The following is a 21,469-nucleotide window of genomic DNA, read 5'->3' as shown; positions in this document are numbered from 1 at the left end:
TCAATGGGTGGTGCCGAGGCGGCGGGCTGTCCCCGCGCGGTCTTCGTCGCGGATGCGGCGGAGGCGGTGCGTGAGGACGGGATCAATGTCGAGGGCTTGCTGCGTGTCGATGAGGCGGTGCAGCAGCAGCACGTAGCGGGCGGGAGTGAGGCCGAGCTCACGGCGGCAGGCTTCCTCCGCACGGATGATGCGGGGATGCGCGGCCGCGAACGCGAGCAGCTGCCGCGCCCGCTCGTCGGGCAGATAGAAGACTTCGGAGTGGGTCTCCATGCGATCGGTCATGGTGCGACACTCCCCTCGGGGCCGTAGTCGCTTTCGTCGAGATCCCACGCCTCGCCGGAGGCGGCGTCGCACACCTGGTCGAGCCCGCAGGCGGGGCAGCGGGTCGCGTGCAGGTCGCGGTACGCGGGCGCCGGCTCCTGCGCGTAGATCGGGCTGCCGTTGCGGTGCCGGCGGAGGTACTCGCCGGGTTCGCTCGCGCCGGGCGCTGGCTGGCGGAGGCCGATCGCGCGGAGCTTCTGCCCGACGTGACCGCACCGGTCGCATGTGGGGATGTGGAGGCCGTTCCTCCGCTTCGAGCGGTCGCAGATGAACATCGGCGGCTCGAGCTCGAACGGCGACCAGGTGACGGCGCGTCCGTCCCACAGCGCGGGGAGCTGACGATCGAGGGTGAGCATCACGCCACCACCCGCAGGCGAGGGGACGGGTGGTTGCGTTCCGCGGCCGCGGCGAACCGGCGCGCCTCCGCCGTCGCGTGCGCGTGCGCCGCCGCGAGGCGCGGGAACGGGACCGGCTGCTTCAGGAACTGACGCGACCCGTCGCCGAGGGTGACGTAGGGCTGCACTGTCCAGGCGAGGACGTCACGGGGCGTCTCGCCGAACCGGGGCTGCCGGGCCGGTGCGCGGTGAACGAGCCAGCGCATCACGCCACCAGCCGTCGGTCGAGCTGAGTGGGGTTCTCGTTCGCGGGGAGGCCGAGGTGCTTGCGGTCGCGGAGGATGGTGCGGTCGTCGACGAGCAGCATGTGCGCGATGAGGCGGTCCCCGTGGCCCGCGGCGTGCAGCTGCTCGACGGCGAGGTGACGCTCCGCCCGGGTGAGGACGACCTGGTGGCCGTGCACCGCGAGATCGACCGCGATCACATCGACGTCGGCCTCGAGCGCCGGCGCCTCGGCGAGCGGAGCGTCGTCGGTATCGATGTCGTCCCACTCGATCGGGAGCGCCCACCCGTTCTCCCGCGCGATGCGGCGGGCCTTCTCCGACTCGCGGCGCTGCGCAGGGCCCGACACAGGCGGGGCCACGTCCCACAGACGCCCGTACACGGCGGCGACGCGCTCGTGCAGCAGGCGGGTGACGACGTCCTGCTGCAGGAGGCGGCTCACGTTGCTGGAATGGGTGCCCAAGTGCGGGGCGAGGGTCCCCGTCGTCCACCCGCGGGCGTGGAGCGCTTGCAGGCGACGATGCACGCCCCGCGCCGGGACGGGTGCGGACGGTGCGAGCGACGACACGTCGGCCGGCACCGCTCGGATGCGATCGTGGTTCTCCTTGCGGATCGTGGCCGTCAGGCCGACGCGGATATCGCGAAGGTGAGCGTGAGACATGCCGGTGAGAGCGGCGACCTGGCGGATGCCGACCCCATACGCGGACAGCACCCTCAGGTGGGCGCGAGCGACCGTCGCGTCGACGAGCGGCTCCCACCGGCCATACGCACGCAGGCGACGCACCCGGGCGTTGCCCGACACGACACGGTTCGAGCACGGCGTGCACCGGCATCCGTGGTGGTGATAGCAGTTCGTGGTGCCGGCGTGAGCGTGCTCAGGCGGGCAGACGCGCACGCCAGACGCCGCGGCGGACGCGGCCGGCGTGGAGAGAGTGAGGCTCATGGTGTGTGCTCCTTGAGGTGACGGGGTGTGCTCAGTCGAAGAGGGTCGGATGCCCCGCAGGCTCGGGCGGGTCGCGACGCCGACCGGCAGTGAGCAGCCGGTGAAGCTCCGCGAGACCCGGGGGCGTCACATACGGCTGCAGGTATGTGCGTCTCCCCCGCCCCGACACAAGGACGGGACGGACCGTGAGCCAGCCGTTGCGCCGTGCGAGGTGAGTGACCGTCCAGTCGTCATCCGCTCCCTCACGCGACAACCATCCGAGGTCGTGCATGAACGCGAACAGGGCGCGGCGCCCGATCTCGACCTCAGGGTCGGCGGACAGTCGGCGCGCGGTGACGTCGACGGGGAACGAACCGACGAACCCGGGGACGGCCTGCGCGTTGTCGAGCGCGTCGTCGTCGACCTGCTCGAGCACCGGACGCACCCATTCGAGGAATGCAGCCGCGGCGGGCGTCGCCGCGTTCTCGCACCGCGCGATCGCGACCTCGACGGGGTAGCACGCGTGACCGTCGATCGTCTTCCACTCGTTCAGGTCGACGAGCAGCTCACCACCCGACCACGGAGGGATGCCCGCGAGCGCCTCGACCTGGTCGGCGCGGAGGAACATCGCGCCGTCGTCGATGAACACCCACAAGTCGCTGCGGTCAGGCATCCGGTGGATGAGCTTCACGCGGGCACGGGCGAGCTCGGTCATGACGGTCACCGCCGCCCGCCCTCGAGCGACGAACCCTCGGCGGCGAGGTCGTCGGCGCACGACGAGCAGAGATCCTCCTCGACCCACCAGCAGCCCGACATGCACGCGACGTCGTCAGTGCACCGGCACTCCCGGCAGATGCGCACGTCGAACAGCGACAGCGCCTCCTCGGCGCGGCCGAGGCGCGCGCTCAGCTCGGCGAGCCGGGCCCGCTCCCAGCGGAGCTCGATGACGATGGTCACCAGCAAGACCACGTAGGAGACGAGTAGCGCTGCGGTCATCATCGTGCCGCCTCGCAAACCCAGCAGTCCGTCGCGCACGGGGCAAGGTGCTCCGCTGCGGGGAAGTCAGCGAGCGTGCGCCTCGCAGGGACCGGAGCGGGATAGTCGAGCCCGTCGAGGCTCCGGTTGGAGGCGGCACGGGGAGCCGGAGCCTCGACGGGGGTCTTGGAGGTGCGGCGCCACAGCAATGCGACGACCGCGACGGGCGCCGCGGCGACGACGAGGTCGGCACTGTTCAGCACCGGCTCGAGCGCGGCCGGCGTGCAGAGCACGGCGAAGGCGACGACGAGGGCTGCGGCGAGCGCGCGCAGATCGCTCACTGGTTCGCCTCCGGGTCCGTGATCCGGCCCGCGAGCCACGCGTCGAGGTCGGCGGGGTAGAACACGTTCAGGCGTCCCTGCTTGAACGACTTCGGGCCTTGCTTCAGTGCGAGCAGGTTACGCAGCGTCTGATGTGCGATGCCGCAGTACACGGCCGCGCCCCGCGTCGTGAGCACCGGGCCCCGCCGCATGATCACGGCCGGGGCGTCATGGACCGGCAGCGCGCTCACGAGAACATCTCCTCGTCGCAGTAGGCGTGCGCGGCGTAAAACTCCTCGGTGGTGCGGTCGTGGGCGGTGCGGGAGAACGCGCGGGCGCCGCACGAGCAGACGCACGCCGAGACGATGGATGCCGGGAACCGGCCCGTCTCGAAGAAGATCGCATCCTCGCGGCGGTAGCGGCGCTCGAGCAGGACACGCTTGAGGCGGTCGTGGCGCCGGCGGCGCTTCATCTTCGCGCTCACGACGCCACCGCCTCACGGATCGAGCCGGTCACGAACAGCTGCGGTGCGGAGCCGTGCGAGTGCACGACGAAGACGCGATCCTGGTCGGGCGTGCTCTCCCGGTCGCGGATGAACGGCTCGGGATCCTGGTCGCGCGCAGCCGTAAACGTCACGTCCCGGCTGACCCGCTTGCCGTTGAGCATCCCGGTGACGGCTCCCCCGTACGTCTGACCCTTGTTCAGCGCTGTCTCCGCGACCGCGTCGATCGGCGCGTGACAGCGGCAGCCGCATGCCCGGTGCTCAGCTTCGGCGAACGGTTGCCCGATCCGCGCGACGTGAACGGTCCCGTCACAGGATGCGTGGCGTTCGTCAGCACAGAACGCCGTGGTGAGCGTCACGACGCCACCGCCTGCGACTCGAAGAAGCCCTCGACCGCCGCGGCGAGCGCGCCGTATGCGGCGTTGTGGCGGAGGGTGGATGCCAGGTCGGCGATCGCCTCGGCGGCGACGTCAGGCGTCATCAGAAGGTCGACCGCGGCGCGGGAACCGTCAAGGGCGGGCGTGTACACGCGGAGGGTGTCGGGCTCGCCCACGAAACCCTCGAAGGTGTCTGTGCCGTCGACAGTGATCTGGAGAGGTACGGTGGTGTTCGACATGAGAGGGTGTGCTCCTTCTTGTGTTGTGAGCCGGTCGCGCTGCTACGCGGCCGGCTTTTTCTGCGCGGGCATGGCTGATGCGACGAGGTCCTCGGGAGCGATCCCCAGGAAGTCCGCGATCTGAGCGATCTCGTCGGTACTGAACGGCTTCTCTTCACGCAGTCGCGCGTACACCGAGTTGCGACTGAGGCTCAGCGGTGCGATGAGCGCAAGCCCGTCTTCGCCTCGTCGCGCAAGCTCCGCCTTCACCGCCCGTGTGATCAGGCTGCTGAACATCGTCTGGACTCCCATATCTGGGAGCGTACCGAATCTGGGACTGCTACGCAACCATTTTTGGTACTAGTTGCCAAGGCGTACCGAAAATGGGTAGCGTGTGCCATATGGGAGACCTGAGTGAGTTCAGCTGGCGGCTGGTCGACACGATCCAGAAGGCGATCGAAGCTCGCCGCATGACAGACGCGGAGATCATCGCGCGCTCAGGCGTTCCGAGGAACACCTTTTACAGGAAGATGCGCGGCGAAACTCCGCTCAACACCGACGACATCGACAAGTTCGCGCACGCACTTGGCCTTGACCCCTTTGCGCTCGTTCGGGGCGATTTCGCTTTGGCGGCATCCGACGATCAGGACTGGCAGAGCCGCCAGGAGGCCGAACACGAGTAACCCTGGGGAGGGTGATGACTATCTGGGACCTGATCAGCGAGCTGGGAGTCGAGCTGATCTACACCGAAGACCTGCCGTCGCAGCGGCTCGGATGCTACCTCGACGACGAGCGTCGCATCCTCATTCGTGCGAGTCTGCACGGCGCGCTCGAGCTGGAAACCCTCGCTCACGAATATGCCCACGCGTTCTACCGCGACCGATCCCGGCATCCTGCGATCGAGTGGCGGGCATGGCGCACCGCGGCACGCCTCCTCGTCAACGACAAGGCCTACGCGGCCGCCGAAGCGATCAGCGACAACCCCGCCTTCATCGCCCGAGAACTCGGCGTGACAGTCCGGATCATCGAGGCCTACCGGAAGGCCATCCACCGCGGCGAGATCCTCCTCGCCGCCTAACCCGACCTCGGAGCGCACCCGATGAACTGGACGAAGCCTTCGACACCGATCAAGCTCATGCTGGCCTGGCATGGCCTCGCGATCCTCATCGGCATCATCATCTCGGTGAGTGCGGGCGTCGATGCTGGCGCGAGGTGGTTCGCGTGGGGCCTTCTCGGCATCCCCGTCATCACCATCGCCGCACTCGTGTGGTCTGCTGCACTCAAAGGACAGCAGACCACCGCTGGGAACCCTGTGGCACCTCCCGCGGCAACTCCACCTGTTGCCCCAGCGCCTTCCTCCGACGCACGACGCCACGCCGACGTCACCTGGCACCGCGCGCAGGATGAGGCCGTTGCCACCGGGGCCCCCGCCACACGCCGGCGCGCCCGTGAGGCGCTTGACGCGAAACCGCACGTACCACTCGCTGCCGCATCTGGAACCCCGTTCTACCTGCTCGGCTCCGACGGTTACACGTGGATGGAGGTCGAAGGCGAGTTTGCTCGCACTGATGCCATCGAGAAGGTCGTCGGCCGTCGCCTTCAGGTGAACCAAGAGGTCGAGCTCATCGAGCTCGATGCCGAGCTTCGTCCCGAACCCACCAACCCCTACGACCGGAACGCGGTCATGGTCATCATCAAAGGCTGGCACGTTGGCTACCTCGGGCGGGACAACGCCGCCGAGTATCACGAGCCACTCGCGCGGCTCACCCGGGCGGGCGTCACGCCTCTCGTGAAGGCGCGGCTGTGGGCCGCGAAACGTAGGAACTGGGAAGGCACCGGCGACCGGCTCAACGCACGCGTCACGCTCGCGATCGGCCAGCCCGACCGACTCGCCCCGATAAACAACCCGCCCGCCGCGCCCTACTCACTCATCCCCTGGGGAGGCGGACTGCAGGTGACCGGCGAGGAGCACCACCTCGACGCGCTGAGCGACTTCATCACCCCATCCGGCGACGGCATCGCAATCGGCACCCTCCACACGCTGACCCTCCCCGCCGCGAAGGGCGCGACGAAAGAAGTGGCCGAGGTGCGCCTCGACGGCGAGCGCATCGGTCAGATGACGCCGGCGTCGAGTGCGCACTTCTTACCGACGGTGAGGCATCTCGCTGATCAGGGTCGTCAGACGGCGGTGTGGGTGCGGGTGAAGGGCAGCGCGGTTGCGGCGCAGGCGGTGTTGCAGGCGACGAAGGCGCACGAGTTGCCGGCGGATTGGTTCGGGGAGCCGGTGACGATCCCGGCGCTGTACCCTCGGACAGTCACGGCGGCCGCTGTCGATGGGGAGACCGCCGAGGATGTCGCCGAGATCGTCGATGGGCAGCGGCCCGCGCCGATGTGGGACGACTGATGGGTCGCCCGAAGCTCGAACTCGAAACGTGGGGCCGGATCCGGCGCACCACCGTCAACGGGCAGCACACTGCCGTGGCCTACTACCGCGACTCCGACGGCGTCACCCGCCCCATGCAACGTCAGGGCAAGACGGGTGCCGACGCTGAACGCAACCTCATCCGGGCACTCAAGAAGCGCCTCGCCCCGGCAAGCGAAGACCTCACGCCGGACACCACGATCGAGCAGCTCGCCGACAGGTGGCTAGACACAAAGACGAAGCTCGCCGAGGGCTCGATCCGCATCTACCGCAGCGCGATCCGCAAGCACGTCATCCCGGGTCTCGGCGCGATCGCCCTGCAAGAAGCGACCACCCCCAAGCTCGATCGATTCCTCACGACCGTCAGCCGAACTTCCGGACACGGGACCGCCACCACCGCACACGTCGTCCTCCGCGGCATGTTCAGCCTCGCCGCCCGCCACGGCGCGGTGCGCACGAACCCGATGGCCGACATCCCCAAACCCGAAGCCCCCAAGCGCACCGCCCGCAAGGCCGCCCCGAACGCTGCAGCTGTCCGCGGCATCCGCGCCCGCTTCGAACAGTGGGACGCCGGCACCGAACCCCGACCCGACGGCGACCGGCGCCGCCGTCGACCGCGCGCCAGTGACCTCCTCGATACCACCGACATGATCATCGGCACCGGCATCCGCACCGGCGAGCTCCTCGCCCTGCAATGGGACCAGATCGACCAGACGGCGGGCCTCGTCACCGTCACCCGCACCATCGCGCAAGACCGCGACGGGAAGTTCTTCGTCCAGCAGTGGACCAAGACCGACGCCGGCTACCGCGAACTCGAGCTCCCCGCGCCGCTGATCGACATGCTCATCCGCCGGAGAGTCGCGGCGTTCTCCGACTTCGTCTTCAGCTCGAGCGTCGGCACCTTCCGGCACCCGAACAACTACCGCACCACCTGGCGGGATGCGCTCAGCGAGACCGCGTGGAAGGGCACCACGCCCAAGAGCTTCCGCAAGACGGTCGCGACTGTTCTCCGCGACGAACTCGGCATCGAGGCAGCCAAAGACCAGCTGGGCCACGAGTCCGAGAAGACCACGCGGCAGCACTATGCCGACGAGGTGCACCGCGGCCCGGCCGCCGGCGCGATCCTCGCCCAACTGCTCACGTAGTCCGAATTCTTCGCGGCAAAACCACGAGTAAATAGCGGATCGCCCCGTCTCCCAGATGAGAGGCGGGGCGATTTTCTTTATCTGACCAGGTGTTTACGGTGCCGGCTACAGGACTTGAACCTGCAACCCCCTGTTTACAAGACAGGTGCGCTACCAATTGCGCCAAGCCGGCGGGCGGCGTCCAGTCTAGCCGGGCGCCCGGCGCGGACGACGGCGCCTACGGCGCGACGGTCGGCGTCGGCGTCGGCGTGGGCGTCGCCGACTTCGCCTTCTGGTAGGCGCCGCTCGCGCTCGTCAGCACGAACTGCGAGAACTCCGCCGGGTCGGTCATCTCGCCGACATACTGCTGCCCGTTGACGACGACCATCGGGGTGCCCGTCAGCGAGAGTCCATCGGCACCGGGGATGCCGCTGATCGCGCGCTCGGTGGCGGCCTTGACCCACGACGCGTACGCCTCGGTCTCGATGCACTCGCGGAGCGTCTTCGGGTCGTCCGATCCATTGGCCTGCGCGATGTCGGCGAGCTCCTTGTCGGACCAGCCGTCGGAGTCCACCGCCGGCTGCCGCTGGAGCAGGTCGTCGTTGAACGTGAAGAACGACTCCGGCGCGTACGAGGCGACGCACGCCGCCGCGCTCGCGGCCCGCAGCGAGTACTTCGTGCCGTTCGACTTGGCCGCCAGCATCGACACCGGGTGGTAGGTCAGGGTCACGGCACCGTCGGCGACCCAGTGGGTCAGCTGCTGCGAGTTGGCCAGCTGCCACTCCCGCGCGCCCGGCGAGAGGTAGTCGACGTACACGTGGATGTCGACGACGCCGGATGCCGTGGCGGTGGGCGTCGGCGCGGCGCTCTCCTCACCCAGGGGCGTCTCGGTCGGAACCGGGGTCGCCGCATCCGGCGAATCGATCGGCGGCGAGCCGGCGGTCACCGAGGTCACGACGAAACCGTCGTTCTGCGCGTCCACGGGAGCCAGCTGCGGGCGACTGGCGGCCGATCCCACGGCCCAACTCACCACGACAGCGACGACCGCCACCGCGGCGACGACGCCGGCGACCAGCGCCGAGCGTCGCAGCATCCGGGCACGCGACTGCTGCGCGTGGACGAGCTGCGCCTTCTCACGCACCGCGTCACGGCGGCCGGGAGCGGTCTCATCATTCGGAGTGTCGTCGTGGGACATGGAACCTTCTGGAGTGCAGAACAGTGGTGCGTCGCGTGGCGCCGCAGAACGTCGCCGGACGGGTGACAGCAACGGGTTCGATGCTATCCAGGCACCCTGGGAAATGCCCAGACACTCCGGGCGGCTCGCTTTGACAGAGCGTGCGATACTGGTCCCACGCCCAACGTCGGGCGTGCGGGTCAGCCCCCGCTCATTCCATTCACTACGGATCGTCCGGCACGTACCTGCCGGTGAAGGAGAAGAAAACATGGCATCTGTCACGTTCGACAACGCCACCCGCCTCTACCCCGGCGGCACCCGCCCCGCGGTCGACAAGCTGAACCTCGAGGTCGCCGACGGCGAGTTCCTGGTTCTCGTCGGACCGTCCGGTTGCGGTAAGTCCACCTCGCTGCGCATGCTGGCCGGCCTCGAAGAGGTCAACTCGGGCCGCATCCTCATCGGCGACCGCGATGTCACCGACATCCCGCCGAAGGACCGCGACATCGCGATGGTCTTCCAGAACTACGCGCTGTACCCGCACATGACGGTCGCCGAGAACATGGGCTTCGCCCTGAAGATCGCCGGCGTCGGCAAGGAAGAGCGCGCCCAGCGCGTGCTCGAGGCCGCCAAGCTCCTCGACCTCGAGGAGTACCTGACCCGCAAGCCGAAGGCCCTCTCGGGTGGTCAGCGTCAGCGCGTCGCCATGGGTCGCGCCATCGTGCGTCAGCCCCAGGTGTTCCTCATGGACGAGCCGCTGTCGAACCTCGACGCCAAGCTCCGCGTGCAGACCCGCACGCAGATCGCGTCGCTGCAGCGCCGCCTCGGCGTCACCACGGTCTACGTCACGCACGACCAGACCGAGGCCCTCACCATGGGTGACCGCATCGCCGTGCTCAAGGACGGCCTGCTCCAGCAGGTCGGCACCCCGCGCGACCTGTACGAGAAGCCGAGCAACGTGTTCGTCGCCGGCTTCATCGGCTCGCCCGCGATGAACCTGTTCCCGGTCGACCTGGCCAGCGCCGGCGGCATCCAGTTCGGCACCGCCGTCGTCGACGCCGACATCGACAAGCCCACGAGCGCCACGCAGGTCACCGCCGGTGTGCGTCCCGAGGACATCGTCGTCAACCCCGCCGACGGCCAGGGCCTCACGGTCACGGTCGACCTCGTCGAGGAGCTCGGCGCGGACGGCTACCTCTACGGCCACACCGAGATCAACGGCAAGCGCACCGACATCGTCGCGCGCGTCGATGGCCGCAGCCACCCGAACGCCGGCGAGACCGTGGTCCTGGCCCCCGTGCCGCACCACGTGCACGCGTTCGACATCGAGTCGGGCGAGCGCCTCACCAAGAAGGCGATCGCCTCGGCCTGATCCGACACCGACACGACGCGGGTGGCTCCCGATATCCGGGGCCCCCGCGTCGCGTCATATCCGACCCGCACGACATCGGGAGCCGCACGTGGCCGACTCGCTCAGCATCACCGCCAGCAGCATCGACGCGGGCTTGCTGGCCTTACCCTGGGCGACTCCGCTCGACGAGTGGAGCAGCGATTACATCGTGTCACTGCCGAAGGGGCTCTCGCGCCACCTCGTGCGGTTCGCGAACCTGTCGGGCCGCGTCGTGGCGGTGAAGGAGACCACCGGCGAGATGGCCCGCCGCGAGTACGAGATGCTCGGGTCGCTGGCACGGCTGGACGTCCCCTGCGTCGACCGCGTCGCCGTCATCGACGGCCGGCGCACCCCCAAGGGCGAAGCGCTCCCCGCGGCGCTCGTGACCGCGCACCTGAAGTTCTCCCTCCCCTACCGCGCCCTGTTCACCCAGGTGCTCCGCCCCGACACCGCCGGCCGCCTCGTCGACGCCCTCGCGGTGCTGCTCGTGCGTCTGCACACCGTGGGCTTCTTCTGGGGCGACGTGTCGCTGTCGAACACCCTGTTCCGGCGCGATGCCGGCGCGTTCGCCGCCTACCTCGTCGACGCCGAGACGGGTGAGCTGCACGAAGGCGGCCTCACCCGCGGGCAGCGGGAGCACGACCTCGACGTGGCGCGCACGAACATCGCCGGCGAGATCATGGACCTCGAAGCCGGCGGGCGCCTGGAGGGCGGAGTGGATGCCGTCGCGATCGCCGACGGCATCATGACCTCGTACCGGTCGCTGTGGGCGGCCCTCACCGACCAGGAGACCTTCGCCGCCGGCGAGGGCTGGCACATCACCGAGCGCGTGCAGCGGCTGAACGAACTCGGCTTCGACATCGGGGAGATGACGATCCACACGACGCCGGACGGCACGCGCGTGTCCATCCAGCCGAAGGTCGTGGACGCCGGTCACCACCAGCGGCGGCTGCTGCGCCTGACCGGGCTCGACGTCGAGGAGAACCAGGCCCGGCGCCTCCTGAACGACATGGACGAGTTCCGGGCCCGCGTCTCGCGCCTGGGGTCCGACGAGGAGATGGTCGCCCACGAGTGGCTCACGCGCGTGTTCGAGCCCGTCATCAAGGCGATCCCCTGGGACCTGCGCGCCAAGCTCGAACCGGCGGAGGTCTTCCACCAGGTACTCGAGCACCGCTGGTACATGTCGCAGGCCCGCGGCACGTCGGTTCCGATCGCCGAGGTGCTCTCCTCCTACATCGACGACGTGCTGCGCCACCGCCGCGATGAGGCGACCGTGATGGGTCCCCCCACCGAGACGACGGCGCTGCCCGTCATCACCGCCCCCATCGGCACCCTCGACGACGACGACGAGGATGCCGTGGACTGGCGGGACCTCGTCTAGTAGCCGACGGTGAAGCGCTCGCGCACGTGGCGCGGGTTCTCGATCTCGTCGAGCACGGCGATCGCGAAGTCGGCTCCCGAGATGAACGACTCACCGTCGGCATCCGTCACGATGACGTCGCCGCCGTCGCGATACGTGCCGGTGCGCTCGCCCGGGGCGAACGCGCCGAAACCGCCGGCGGGGTGGATGAAGAACCAGTCACGACCCTGGTCCTCGGCCTGCAGGTCGTCGAGCACGCCGATCATCTCCAGCGCCTCGGCCTTGAACTCCTCCGGGAACCCGGCGTCGATCACACGCGGTCCGCCCGGCGCGACGAGGCTGCCGCCGGCGCCGCCGATGACGCCCAGCCGCACGCTCTCGGGAAGCACCGCGTTCAGCGCCTCCAGGTTCGGGCGCACCTGACCGGCCATCTCGCCGCGCGGCGAGATGGCGCTGACCACGACGTCGACGCCCTCCAGCTGAGCCGCGAGGCCCGGCACATCCAGCAGCGTGCCCTCCACATAGGTGGCGCCCTCGACGCGATCGGCGGCGACCGAGCGCGAGACGGCGAGCACGTTGTGCCCGCGCGCAACGGCTTCGGAGACGATGTGACGGCCGGCGTAACCGGTTCCGCCCAGGACGGCGATGAGGGCCATGGGGATTCCTTCCGTAGGTGTCGCTCGATCCAGCGTCGCCGATGCCGGCGCTATTCCCTTACTCGGATGCGGCGCGGATCGTCGCGACCTGATACAGGGCGACGGATGCCGCGATGCCGGCGTTCAGCGATTCGGTCGCCGCCGAGATCGGGATCGAGACGATCTGATCGCACGTCTCGGTGACCAGGCGCGACAGGCCCTTGCCCTCCGAGCCGACGACGATGACGACGGGGCGGTCGGCGAGTTCCAGCTGCGGAAGCGACACGTCACCGCCGCCGTCGAGGCCGAGCACGAACACGCCCTGCTTCTTGAACTCCTTGAGCGTCGTCGTCAGGTTCGCCGCCATCGCCACCGGGATGCGGGCGGCCGCGCCCGCGCTCGTCTTCCACGCCGCGGAGTTCACGCCCGCGGAGCGGCGCTGCGGGATGATAATGCCCTGGCCGCCGAACGCCGCCGTGGAGCGGATGATCGCGCCGAGATTGCGCGGGTCGGTGACGCCGTCGAGGGCCACCAGCAGCGGGAGCCGTCCCTTCGCGGTGATCTCCTCCAGGAGGTCCTGCGGGTGGGCGTAGCTGTACGGCGGCACCTTGAGCGCCACCCCCTGGTGCACGCCGTCGAAGCCGGCCATACGGTCGAGCTCCGGACGGGTCACCTCCATGACGGGGATGCCGCGGTGCGTCGCGATCGAGAGCATCTCCTTGACGCGATCGTCCATCTCCACGCGCTGCGCGATGTAGAACGCGGTGGCGGGGATCTTGGCGCGCAGCGCCTCGAGCACCGAGTTGCGCCCGGTGACGTTCTCGGTGTCGTCGCCGGCTTTCGCCTTGGGCGCGCGCGACGGGCCCGGTTTCTGGCCGGGACGGCCCTTGCCGCCGGCCGCGACGTACCGCTCGGCGGCGGCCTTGCGCTTGCCCGCGACGTGCCAGCTGCGGTCCTCGGCCTTCGGGGTCGGGCCCTTGCCTTCCAGCGCCTTGCGCCCGTGGCCGCCGGTGCCCTTGAGCGGGCCCTTCTTCTTGCCCTTGCCGGCGGACGGATTGCCCGGTTTAGCCATCGTTCACACTCCAATGGGTCCCCTCGGGACCGTCTTCGAGGACGACGCCGGCCGCCGCGATCGCGTCGCGGATGCGGTCGGCTGCCGCCCAGTCCTTGTTCGCGCGCGCCTCGGCGCGCTGGGCGATCATGGCCTGCACGAGCGCGTCGAGCGCTGCGGCCTGCGCATCGTCGCCGGCGCCGCGCCACTGCGGGTCGGCGGGGTTCAGCCCGAGGATGCCGGTCATGCGCCCGACCTCGACGAGGGCGCGCGCGGCGGCATCTTTGTCGCCCGCGTCAAGCGCGGCGTTGCCGGCGCGCACGGTCTCGTGGACGACGGCGAGCGCCTGCGGCACGCCGAGGTCGTCGTCGAGCGCCGCCGCGAACGCGTCGGGGAGGTCGGCGGCCACGAGCGGGCCCCGGGTGCCGAGCACCCGCGCCGCGCGCTGCTGGAAGGTGCGGATGCGGCCGAGCGCCGCGTCGGCCTCGTCGAAGGATGCCGGGGTGAGATCGAGCGTCGACCGGTAGTGCGCAGCACCGAGGGCGTAGCGGACCGTCAGCGGGTCGCGCTCGGCCAGCACATCGGCGGCGAGCAGGTGGTTGCCGAGAGACTTCGACATCTTCTGGTCGCCGACGGTGACGAGGCCGTTGTGCACCCAGTACCGGGCGAACGCGTCGCCCGCCGCGGTGGACTGGGCGAGCTCGTTCTCGTGGTGCGGGAACCGCAGGTCGATGCCGCCGCCGTGGATGTCGAACTCCGGCCCGAGGTAGCGCCGGCTCATCGCGGAGCACTCGATGTGCCACCCGGGGCGACCGGGTCCCCACGGCGAGGACCACACGGCATCCGCCGGCTCGTCCTCCTTCGCACCCTTCCACAGCGCGAAGTCCCGCGGGTCGCGCTTGCCACGGCCGTCGGCGTCGTCGGCCGAGGCGAGATCGTCGATCGCCTGGTGGGTCAGGGAGCCGTAGGCGGGCCAGGACCGGACGTCGAAGTAGACGTCGCCGGCGGCGGCGTAGGCATGCCCGGCCTGGATGAGGCGCTCGATGAGGTCCTGCATCTGAGGGATCGACGCCGTCGCCCGCGGCTCGTACGTCGGCGGCAGGATGCCGATCGCGGCATACGCCCGGCTGAACTCCTGCTCCATGCGGTAGGCCAGCGCCCACCACGGCTCACCGGCGGTCGCGTTCAGCAGCACCTTGTCGTCGATGTCGGTGACGTTGCGGATGAGCGTGACGCGGCCGAAACGACGCGTCAGCCAGCGGCGCAGCAGATCGAACGCGAGCGCGGCGCGCAGATGATGGATGCCGGGGCCGGACTGCACCGTCGGACCGCAGACGTACATGGTGACATGGCCGGCCTCACGCGGCGTGAAGTCGCGCAACGCCTGAGCCTGGGTGTCGTAGAGCCGGACCGTCACCGCACCAGCCTACCGGCGCGCGGTATCGCGGACCGTAGGCGGTAGAACTGTAACGTGCTGTCCGTCCTCGCCGTGCTCGCCGCCGCCCTGCTGTTCGGCACGACCGGCACATCGCAGGCACTCGGGCCGGAGGGCACGACCCCGCTGTCGGTCGGCGTCATGCGGATGGTGATCGGCGGCACGGTGCTCGCGGCGATCGCCTTCACCCTCGCCGCCCGTCACCGGCGTAGCCAGCCGCACTCACCACGCCTCGGCATCCGGCCGCTCGCCCTCATGGTGCTCACCGGTGCGAGCCTCGCCGCGTATCAGCCGCTGTTCTTCCTCGGCACGGCGCGCAACGGCGTCGCCGTGGGCACCGTCGTCGCGCTCGGCTCGGCGCCGATCCTCGCCGGGATGCTGGAGTGGGCGCTCACCCGCCGGCGCCCGACCGCCACCTGGATGCTCGCGACCGGGCTCGCGACGGTGGGGGTCGTGCTCCTGGGCGCGGGCGGCGAGGCGGGCACCGGCGGCGGCACCGATCCGATGGGGCTTGTCGGTTCGGTCGGCGCCGGCGCCACCTTCGCCGTCATCGCCAACGCGCAGCGGCGCCTACTCGACGCCGGGTGGGACCCGTTCACGGTCGTCGGAGCCATGGGCGCCTGCGCGGCGGCGATCTTCGCCTGCGCGCTGCCGTTCGTCGACGTCGGGTGGCTCGCCGAGCCGCGGGGAATCGCGATGGCGCTGTGGCTCGGGCTCGCCACGATCGGCGTCGCCTACGTCCTGTTCACGTGGGGTCTCAGCGGCCTCACGGCGGCGACGGCGGCCACCCTCACCCTCGCCGAACCGCTGACGGCCAGCATCCTCGGGGTCGTGGTGCTCGGCGAACGCCTCTCGCCGCTCGCCGTCGCCGGGCTCGTCGTCCTCGCCGCCGGGCTCGCGCTGCTCGCGCTCGGCTCCCGCGCGCCGCGCGACCCCGGTCCGTTCGCCGTCGAAGCCTGACGGGCCCACACTGGGACGATGACCGGCTTCCTCATCCGCATCGACGACCTCGAGACCGAGCCGCCGCGCCGGCTCATCGCCGCGCACCTCGCGGGCATGCACGCCGCCTCACCCGCCGAGAGCGTGCACGCCCTCGATATCGACGCCCTGCGAAGCCCCGCGGTCACCTTCTGGTCGGCGTGGTCGGGAGAGGAGATCGCCGGCATCGGCGCGCTCCAGCGCCTCGACGCGCAGCGCGGCGAGCTGAAGTCGATGCGCACCGCCGAGCGGTTTCTCGGTCGCGGGGTGGGCCGCGGCATCCTGCGCCACATCATGACCCACGCGGCGGCAGAGGGCATGACGAGCCTGTGGCTCGAGACCGGAACGACGCCGGAGTTCGCGGCGGCGCGTCACCTCTACGCATCGGAGGGTTTCGTCACGTGCGGGCCGTTCGAGGGCTACACGCTCGATCCGTTCTCGACCTTCATGACGCGCGCGCTCTGACCGTCCGGGCGACGGCGGCGCGGCTCAGCGCGGGACGACCAGGGCGACCGCGAACGCAGCGACCCCCTCGCCGGCGCCAGTGAAGCCGAGTCCGTCCGTCGTCGTCGCCGAGACCGCGACCGGTGCGCCGAGGGATGCCGACAGCACCGCCTCGGCCTCGGCGCGCCGCGCCGCGAACCGGGGCCGGTTCGCCTGCACCTGCACCGACACGTTGCCGATCCGGTACCCGGCCGCCGCGACGAGCGCCGCCGTCCGGCTCAGGAACGCGTCGGCGTGCGCCCCCGCATACTCCGGGTGGTCGGTGCCGAAGTGGGTGCCGATGTCGCCGAGACCGGCCGCGGCGAGTACGGCGTCCACGATCGCGTGGGCGACGGCGTCGCCGTCCGAGTGGCCGTGCAGCGCCGGCTCCCCCGGCCACGACAGACCGGCGAGCCACAGTCCGCCGTCACCGCCGAAGGCGTGCACGTCGGTGCCCACCCCCACCCGCGGCAGCGGCGGCAGCGGCGCGAGCCCGGCGGTCACGGGCTCGATGGGGTCCACCAGCGCGCGCGCCCGGTCGAGGTCGGCCGCCGTCGTGATCTTGAAGGAGCGCTCGTCGCCGGCGACCGTCCACACCGCGTGGCCGGCGGCCTGCATGAGGGCGGCGTCGTCGGTGTGGTCGGCGGATGCCGCGGCATACGCGGCCTGGAGGATGTCACGGCGGAAGCCCTGCGGCGTCTGCGCGGCGGCGAGCGACGCGCGGTCGACGGCCTCCACCACGGCATCCGCCGCGACGCGCTTGAGCGTGTCGACGACGGGGAGCACGGGCAGCACCGCGTCGCGACCGTCCTCCAGCGCGGCGATCACGCGGGAGAAGACCTCCGGCGGGGTGAGCGCCCGCGCCGCATCGTGGACGAGGACGAACTCCACATCGGGCCACACCGCGGAAAGTCCCGCCGCCACCGACTGCTGCCGACTCCGGCCGCCGACCACGACCGACGCGACGTCGCGCCGGTCCCCGGCGGTCTCGCCGATCTCGGTGAGGGCATCGCCGACGTGCGCGGCGGGCGCCACGACGACCACCTGCGCGTACGGCGCCGCGAACACCCCGCGCAGCGCATGCCGCAGCACGGTGTGCTCGTCGATGCCGACGAAGGCCTTCGGGCGATCGGCGCCGAGCCGGGTTCCCGAGCCGGCGGCGACCACGACGATCGCCGTGCGCGGTCGTGGGAGGGCAGTAGTCGTCATGCGACGAAGACTACCGAGCGGCCCGGGGGCTCAGGAGGCGAGGACCTCGTCGAGGACGCCGGAGGCGTGCTCCTCGTCGGCCTTCAGCGCGAGCGCGATCTCGGAGACGAGGATCTGGCGGGCCTTGGCGAGCATGCGCTTCTCACCGGCGGACAGGCCGCGGTCCTGATCGCGGCGCCACAGGTCGCGCACGACCTCGCTGACCTTGATGACGTCGCCCGACGCGAGCTTCTCCAGGTTCGCCTTGTAGCGGCGCGACCAGTTCGTGGGCTCCTCGGTGAACGGCGCGCGCAGCACGTCGAAGACGCGCTCGAGACCGTCCTTGCCGATCACGTCACGAACGCCGACCAGATCGACGTTGTCGGCCGGGACCTCGATGATGAGATCGCCCTGCGTGACGTTGAGCTTCAGGTATTTCTTGGTCTCGCCCTTGATGATCCGGTCTTTGACCTCGATGATCGTCGCGGCGCCGTGGTGCGGATAGACGACCGTCTCGCCAACCTCAAAAAGCATGCAATTATGTCCTTTCGGCAACGTCAAGCATACCACAGGCGACATACGCTAAGGTTCGCCGGCTGGGAGCTGGAGCCGCCGGCACCGACGGCTGAACGGGCGGGTGGGCGGGTGTGCGGCGGCATAGAATGGCGGCACACCATCACACCCTGGGAGCACCCGTGAACTCGCGCCGCCTCGCCTCCGTCGCCCTCGCCGCCGCTGTGGTCTTCGCCACCGCCGGCTGCAGCATGATCTCGCCGCAGGCGACCACGATCGGCTACTCCCCCGCGGAGGGCGTGAACCTCATGGGCACCGAGCCGCTGAAGGTGCGCAACGCCCTGCTGGTGGCGAACGAGAGCGGCACCGAGGCGAACTTCCTCGCCGCCATCGTGAACGACACCGACAGCGCCGAGACGCTGCTGGTCGGCATCGACGGCGACATGCAGCGCGTGCGGGTGGACGCGCACTCGACGGTCAGCCTCGGCTTCGACGGGGCGGACCCGCTGCTGTTCGAGAAGATCGACGCGGTGCCCGGCACCGACGTAGAGATGACCTTCCAGTCCGGTACCGGCGAGGTCGTCAGCTCCCGCATCCCCGCTCTCGACGGCACCCTGGACTACCTCGCGGACTTCGTCCCCGCCGGCTGAGGCGGCCGCCGCGCCCTTCAGGCCTCGAACCGGTAGCCGAGCCCCCGTACCGTCAGGAGCATCACCGGCTCGCTGGGGTTGCGCTCGATGCGCGAGCGGATGCGCTTAATGTGCACGTCGAGAGTCTTGGTGTCGCCGAAGTAGTCGCTCCCCCACACCCGGTCGATGAGCTGGCCGCGGGTCAGCACCCGCCCGGCGTTGCGCATCAGCACCTCGAGCAGCTCGAACTCCTTCAGCGGCATCGCGATGACCTCGCCGTCCACCATCACCGTGTGGCGGTCGATGTCGATCACGACGCGGCCGCCGTCGACGACGCGGTCGTCGACCTCGACATCGCCGACCTCGCTGCGGCGCAGCACCGCCCGCATCCGCGCCAGCAGCTCCCGCGAGGAGTAGGGCTTGGTGACGTAGTCGTCCGCGCCGAGCTCGAGCCCGACGACGATGTCGACCTCGGAGTCCTTCGCCGTCAGCATGATGATCGGCACCTTCGAGGTCGTGCGGATGACTCGGCACACCTCGGTTCCCGGCATCCCCGGCAGCATGAGGTCGAGCAGGACGATGTCGGCGCCCCGCGCCTCGAAGGCGGTGAGGGCGGCGGGGCCGTCCTCGGCGATCTCGACCTCGAAACCCTCGCGACGCAGCAGGTAGGCCAGCGGGTCGGCGAGATCAGGCTCATCCTCGACGATCAGGACGCGGGTCATGGGTTCTTCTCTCCTTCGGGCCGCGCAGACTCGCGCGGGGGCTTCTTCTTGCGCTTCTTCTTCTTGGTCACGAGCTCCGGCGGCCCGGCCACGGCGGGCAGGCGCACGGTGAAGGTCGATCCCCTCCCGGGGCGCGACCACAGCTCCACCTCACCGCCGTGGCGCTGCACGGCGTGCTTGACGATCGACAGTCCCAGCCCGGTGCCGCCGGTGCGGCGCGAACGCGCCTGATCGGCGCGATAGAAGCGCTCGAACACGCGATGCTGCTCGCCCTCCGGAATGCCGATGCCGCGATCGGTCACGGCGATCTCGACGACGCGGTCGTCGCTCTTCACGCCGACGCCCACCTGTGCGCCGGCGGGCGAGTACGCGATGGCGTTGGCGACGAGGTTGCCGATCGCCTCGGTCAGCACCTGCACGTCGCCGCGGACGTAGGCGTGGCGCGCGCCGCCGCGCACCACGGTGATGCCGGCGGAATCCGCCGCGATCGACTGCGACTCGATCGCCGCGGCGACCACCTCGTCGATGGAGACGTCGCGCAGCTCGGTCAGATCGTCGGCCGACTGCAGCCGCGACAGGTTCATGATCCGGGAGGTCAGCTGGCCGAGCCGCGCCGCCTCGGCCGTCAGCCGGCTCGCGAAGTGACGCACCTGGTCGGGGTCGTCGGCGGCCGATTCGATCGCCTCGGCGAGCAGGCTCACCGCACCGACCGGGGTCTTGAGCTCGTGGCTGGTGTTCGCGACGAAGTCGCGGCGCATCTCCTCGACGCGCTCGCGCTCGGTGATATCGCGGATGACGACGAGGGTCAGCCGCGGCGTGATGACGCTCGCGCGCGCCGACACCAGGCGCGGCTCCACTCCCCGGTGCAGCCGCAGGGTCGCCGTCTCGGCGGCCTCGGCGCGCCGCACCGTGCGCACGAGCGCCCGCAGCTCGTCGCCCGGCAGTGCGACGTGCTCCTGCATGCCGAACAGCTCCGCGGGGGCGGATGCCGCGACGATCAGCAGCGACGTGTCCACGACGACGGCGACGTCGTCCATCCCCTGCAGCACGGCGCGCGTGCCGTCGGGCAGCGCCACCGAGGCCTGCACCCGCGCGCGGTCGCGCGCGCCCAGCGCGACGAGCACGAGCCCGGCGAGCGATCCGCCGATCAGCACGCCGATCGCGAGCGCGATGAGCGCGAGCTGGGTGGGGTCCACCCTTCCAGCGTAGGGTGGGCTTCGACCCCGGATGCGACGTTCCTTCCCCGGCCGTGGGGAACGTCGCCGATGTTCACTGTCGCGGCACCGATCGTTAACCTTCGCCGGGGATGATCGGCCGGGTCAGCCGGTGGCATCGTGCCGCCGGCAGGAAGAAAGGCTTCTGATGCGCGAAGTGTTCCACCAGTCGCTCGAGGACGTCCAGTCCCGTCTCGTGGAGATCGCCGAACTGGTCACCGTCGCGATCGAGCAGGCCACGCGCGCCTTCGGCACGAGCGATGTCGCGCTGGCCGAAGAGGTCATCGAAGCCGACCGGGTGATCGACGACAAGGCGATCGCTCTCGACGAGCTGGCGATCCAGATCCTCGCCCGGCAGCAGCCGGTGGCCCGCGACCTGCGCATCGTGGTCGCGGCCCTGCGCGTCAGCGCGTCGCTGGAGCGCATGGGCGACATCGCCGAGCACATCGCGCAGCTGACGCGCATGCGCTTCCCGGAGCGCGCGATCCCCAAGGGCCTGAAGAGCACCTTCACCCGCATGGGCGAGCTCGACGTCGAGGTGGCCCGCGTGCTGACCGAGCTGCTGCGCACCGAGGACCTCTCCCTCGTGGAGACCCTGCGCGCGCTCGACGACCAGCTCGACGACCGTCACCTGTCGGTGTTCGAGAAGGTCCTGAGCGACAACTGGCAGGGCGAGGCCGGCGCCACCGTCGACGCGACGCTCGCCAGCCGCTACCTGGAGCGCTTCGCCGACCACGCGCTGTCGGTCGCGAAGAAGGTCGCCTACCTCGCGACCGGCGACTGGACCCCCGACACCGACTCGATCGCGATCATCGCCGCCGCCGAGGTGGCCGCCGATGTCGCCGCCGCTGAGGCCGACATCTCCGGAAACGCCGGCTGAGCAGCCGCACACGACGACGAAG

General features: G+C 70.4%; 30 protein-coding genes and 1 tRNA gene. 10 read left to right on the top strand and 21 right to left on the bottom strand.

What is annotated here, in order from left to right:
* Genes ACPYN4_RS11510 through ACPYN4_RS11455 form a run of 12 tightly spaced genes read right to left on the bottom strand, consistent with a single transcriptional unit; the run spans position 1 to position 4,564 of the window.
* Positions 1-282 carry a DUF3263 domain-containing protein gene (locus tag ACPYN4_RS11510; protein WP_424446425.1) on the bottom strand — a complete coding sequence of 94 codons (282 nt, stop codon included), beginning with the start codon at positions 280-282 and terminating at the stop codon, positions 1-3.
* Complete coding sequence (locus ACPYN4_RS11505) at positions 279-677, bottom strand: hypothetical protein (RefSeq protein WP_424446424.1); 399 nt, start codon at positions 675-677, stop codon at positions 279-281. The genes ACPYN4_RS11510 and ACPYN4_RS11505 overlap by 4 nt, the downstream gene beginning before the upstream one ends.
* Positions 677-922: a hypothetical protein gene (locus ACPYN4_RS11500; RefSeq protein ID WP_424446423.1), complete on the bottom strand. Its 246-nt coding sequence runs from the start codon at positions 920-922 to the stop codon at positions 677-679. The genes ACPYN4_RS11505 and ACPYN4_RS11500 overlap by 1 nt, the downstream gene beginning before the upstream one ends.
* Positions 922-1,881 (bottom strand): hypothetical protein, encoded by a 960-nt coding sequence (locus ACPYN4_RS11495; protein WP_424446422.1) that lies wholly within the window; start codon positions 1,879-1,881, stop codon positions 922-924. Before ACPYN4_RS11495 ends, ACPYN4_RS11500 begins: the two co-directional genes overlap by 1 nt.
* Before the next feature lie 31 nt (positions 1,882-1,912).
* The gene (locus ACPYN4_RS11490; protein WP_424446421.1) at positions 1,913-2,575 is read right to left on the bottom strand and encodes a phage antirepressor KilAC domain-containing protein; all 663 of its coding nucleotides are present in this window, start codon (positions 2,573-2,575) and stop codon (positions 1,913-1,915) included.
* Positions 2,576-2,580: 5 nt separating this feature from the next.
* A complete protein-coding gene (locus tag ACPYN4_RS11485) occupies positions 2,581-2,856 on the bottom strand; it encodes a hypothetical protein (protein WP_424446420.1) in 276 nt (91 codons plus the stop codon).
* Positions 2,856-3,176 (bottom strand): hypothetical protein, encoded by a 321-nt coding sequence (locus ACPYN4_RS11480; protein ID WP_424446419.1) that lies wholly within the window; start codon positions 3,174-3,176, stop codon positions 2,856-2,858. The genes ACPYN4_RS11485 and ACPYN4_RS11480 overlap by 1 nt, the downstream gene beginning before the upstream one ends.
* Positions 3,173-3,406 (bottom strand): helix-turn-helix domain-containing protein, encoded by a 234-nt coding sequence (locus tag ACPYN4_RS11475; protein WP_424446418.1) that lies wholly within the window; start codon positions 3,404-3,406, stop codon positions 3,173-3,175. The genes ACPYN4_RS11480 and ACPYN4_RS11475 overlap by 4 nt, the downstream gene beginning before the upstream one ends.
* Positions 3,403-3,639, bottom strand: a complete 237-nt coding sequence (locus ACPYN4_RS11470; protein WP_424446417.1) for a hypothetical protein — start codon at positions 3,637-3,639, stop codon at positions 3,403-3,405. Before ACPYN4_RS11470 ends, ACPYN4_RS11475 begins: the two co-directional genes overlap by 4 nt.
* Positions 3,636-4,016: a hypothetical protein gene (locus ACPYN4_RS11465; RefSeq protein ID WP_424446416.1), complete on the bottom strand. Its 381-nt coding sequence runs from the start codon at positions 4,014-4,016 to the stop codon at positions 3,636-3,638. The genes ACPYN4_RS11470 and ACPYN4_RS11465 overlap by 4 nt, the downstream gene beginning before the upstream one ends.
* Positions 4,013-4,273 (bottom strand): hypothetical protein, encoded by a 261-nt coding sequence (locus ACPYN4_RS11460; protein ID WP_424446415.1) that lies wholly within the window; start codon positions 4,271-4,273, stop codon positions 4,013-4,015. The genes ACPYN4_RS11465 and ACPYN4_RS11460 overlap by 4 nt, the downstream gene beginning before the upstream one ends.
* Before the next feature lie 42 nt (positions 4,274-4,315).
* Entirely contained in the window at positions 4,316-4,564 is a 249-nt protein-coding gene (locus ACPYN4_RS11455; protein WP_424446414.1) for a hypothetical protein, read from the bottom strand.
* 89 nt (positions 4,565-4,653) lie between these two features.
* On the opposite strand from ACPYN4_RS11455, the gene ACPYN4_RS11450 reads away from it, so the two are divergent.
* Genes ACPYN4_RS11450 through ACPYN4_RS11435 form a run of 4 tightly spaced genes read left to right on the top strand, consistent with a single transcriptional unit; the run spans position 4,654 to position 7,819 of the window.
* Complete coding sequence (locus tag ACPYN4_RS11450) at positions 4,654-4,935, top strand: helix-turn-helix domain-containing protein (protein ID WP_424446413.1); 282 nt, start codon at positions 4,654-4,656, stop codon at positions 4,933-4,935.
* Between the two features lie 14 nt (positions 4,936-4,949).
* A complete protein-coding gene (locus ACPYN4_RS11445) occupies positions 4,950-5,330 on the top strand; it encodes an ImmA/IrrE family metallo-endopeptidase (protein WP_424446412.1) in 381 nt (126 codons plus the stop codon).
* Between the two features lie 21 nt (positions 5,331-5,351).
* On the top strand, positions 5,352-6,656 hold the full coding sequence (locus ACPYN4_RS11440; protein ID WP_424446411.1) for a hypothetical protein: 1,305 nt from the start codon (positions 5,352-5,354) through the stop codon (positions 6,654-6,656).
* A complete protein-coding gene (locus ACPYN4_RS11435; protein ID WP_424446410.1) occupies positions 6,656-7,819 on the top strand; it encodes a tyrosine-type recombinase/integrase in 1,164 nt (387 codons plus the stop codon). Before ACPYN4_RS11440 ends, ACPYN4_RS11435 begins: the two co-directional genes overlap by 1 nt.
* Before the next feature lie 99 nt (positions 7,820-7,918).
* On the opposite strand, the gene ACPYN4_RS11430 is transcribed toward ACPYN4_RS11435, so the two are convergent.
* Both ACPYN4_RS11430 and ACPYN4_RS11425 read right to left on the bottom strand, forming a co-directional pair.
* Positions 7,919-7,991: transfer RNA gene (locus tag ACPYN4_RS11430), tRNA-Thr, on the bottom strand.
* 45 nt (positions 7,992-8,036) lie between these two features.
* Positions 8,037-8,993: a DsbA family protein gene (locus tag ACPYN4_RS11425; RefSeq protein ID WP_424446409.1), complete on the bottom strand. Its 957-nt coding sequence runs from the start codon at positions 8,991-8,993 to the stop codon at positions 8,037-8,039.
* A gap of 247 nt (positions 8,994-9,240) precedes the next feature.
* On the opposite strand from ACPYN4_RS11425, the gene ACPYN4_RS11420 reads away from it, so the two are divergent.
* Positions 9,241-10,341, top strand: coding sequence for an ABC transporter ATP-binding protein (locus tag ACPYN4_RS11420; RefSeq protein ID WP_424446408.1), 1,101 nt, complete (start codon positions 9,241-9,243; stop codon positions 10,339-10,341).
* 88 nt (positions 10,342-10,429) lie between these two features.
* Positions 10,430-11,740: a DUF4032 domain-containing protein gene (locus ACPYN4_RS11415; RefSeq protein ID WP_424446407.1), complete on the top strand. Its 1,311-nt coding sequence runs from the start codon at positions 10,430-10,432 to the stop codon at positions 11,738-11,740.
* Here ACPYN4_RS11415 and ACPYN4_RS11410 read toward each other — a convergent pair.
* The 3 genes from ACPYN4_RS11410 to cysS are packed head-to-tail and all read right to left on the bottom strand — an operon-like array spanning position 11,737 to position 14,822.
* On the bottom strand, positions 11,737-12,375 hold the full coding sequence (locus ACPYN4_RS11410) for an NAD(P)-dependent oxidoreductase (protein WP_424446406.1): 639 nt from the start codon (positions 12,373-12,375) through the stop codon (positions 11,737-11,739). The two genes, ACPYN4_RS11415 and ACPYN4_RS11410, sit on opposite strands and share 4 nt — an antisense overlap.
* A 58-nt stretch (positions 12,376-12,433) precedes the next feature.
* Complete coding sequence (rlmB, locus tag ACPYN4_RS11405) at positions 12,434-13,426, bottom strand: 23S rRNA (guanosine(2251)-2'-O)-methyltransferase RlmB (protein ID WP_076690109.1); 993 nt, start codon at positions 13,424-13,426, stop codon at positions 12,434-12,436.
* Positions 13,419-14,822 carry a cysteine--tRNA ligase gene (cysS, locus tag ACPYN4_RS11400; protein ID WP_424446405.1) on the bottom strand — a complete coding sequence of 468 codons (1,404 nt, stop codon included), beginning with the start codon at positions 14,820-14,822 and terminating at the stop codon, positions 13,419-13,421. Before cysS ends, rlmB begins: the two co-directional genes overlap by 8 nt.
* 54 nt (positions 14,823-14,876) lie before the next feature.
* On the opposite strand from cysS, the gene ACPYN4_RS11395 reads away from it, so the two are divergent.
* Together ACPYN4_RS11395 and ACPYN4_RS11390 are read left to right on the top strand one after the other, a co-directional pair.
* Positions 14,877-15,800, top strand: coding sequence for a DMT family transporter (locus ACPYN4_RS11395; protein ID WP_281652991.1), 924 nt, complete (start codon positions 14,877-14,879; stop codon positions 15,798-15,800).
* An 18-nt stretch (positions 15,801-15,818) separates the two neighbouring features.
* Positions 15,819-16,283, top strand: a complete 465-nt coding sequence (locus ACPYN4_RS11390) for a GNAT family N-acetyltransferase (RefSeq protein WP_424446404.1) — start codon at positions 15,819-15,821, stop codon at positions 16,281-16,283.
* Positions 16,284-16,307: 24 nt separating this feature from the next.
* Here the strand turns inward: ACPYN4_RS11390 and ispD are convergent, their stop codons facing one another.
* A complete protein-coding gene (ispD, locus tag ACPYN4_RS11385) occupies positions 16,308-17,510 on the bottom strand; it encodes a 2-C-methyl-D-erythritol 4-phosphate cytidylyltransferase (protein WP_424446403.1) in 1,203 nt (400 codons plus the stop codon).
* 30 nt (positions 17,511-17,540) lie between these two features.
* The gene (locus tag ACPYN4_RS11380; protein ID WP_076690104.1) at positions 17,541-18,023 is read right to left on the bottom strand and encodes a CarD family transcriptional regulator; all 483 of its coding nucleotides are present in this window, start codon (positions 18,021-18,023) and stop codon (positions 17,541-17,543) included.
* 161 nt (positions 18,024-18,184) lie between these two features.
* Between ACPYN4_RS11380 and ACPYN4_RS11375 the strand changes: the two genes are divergently transcribed.
* On the top strand, positions 18,185-18,652 hold the full coding sequence (locus tag ACPYN4_RS11375; protein ID WP_424446402.1) for a DNA modification methylase: 468 nt from the start codon (positions 18,185-18,187) through the stop codon (positions 18,650-18,652).
* 17 nt (positions 18,653-18,669) lie between these two features.
* Here ACPYN4_RS11375 and ACPYN4_RS11370 read toward each other — a convergent pair whose 3' ends face one another.
* Both ACPYN4_RS11370 and ACPYN4_RS11365 read right to left on the bottom strand, forming a co-directional pair.
* Positions 18,670-19,353: a response regulator gene (locus ACPYN4_RS11370; RefSeq protein ID WP_424446401.1), complete on the bottom strand. Its 684-nt coding sequence runs from the start codon at positions 19,351-19,353 to the stop codon at positions 18,670-18,672.
* Complete coding sequence (locus tag ACPYN4_RS11365) at positions 19,350-20,549, bottom strand: sensor histidine kinase (protein WP_424446400.1); 1,200 nt, start codon at positions 20,547-20,549, stop codon at positions 19,350-19,352. The genes ACPYN4_RS11370 and ACPYN4_RS11365 overlap by 4 nt, the downstream gene beginning before the upstream one ends.
* Positions 20,550-20,715: 166 nt before the next feature.
* Here ACPYN4_RS11365 and phoU point away from each other — a divergent pair, with 166 nt between their 5' ends.
* On the top strand, positions 20,716-21,447 hold the full coding sequence (phoU, locus tag ACPYN4_RS11360; protein ID WP_424446399.1) for a phosphate signaling complex protein PhoU: 732 nt from the start codon (positions 20,716-20,718) through the stop codon (positions 21,445-21,447).
* Positions 21,448-21,469: the final 22 nt, after the last annotated feature.

The sequence above is a fragment of the Microbacterium sp. CH-015 genome (genome assembly GCF_049707015.1).
In the GTDB taxonomy this organism is placed as follows: Bacteria; Actinomycetota; Actinomycetes; order Actinomycetales; family Microbacteriaceae; genus Microbacterium; species Microbacterium aurum.
Note: the sequence above shows the minus strand (reverse complement) of the source record. Positions and strands in the feature narration are given on the sequence as shown.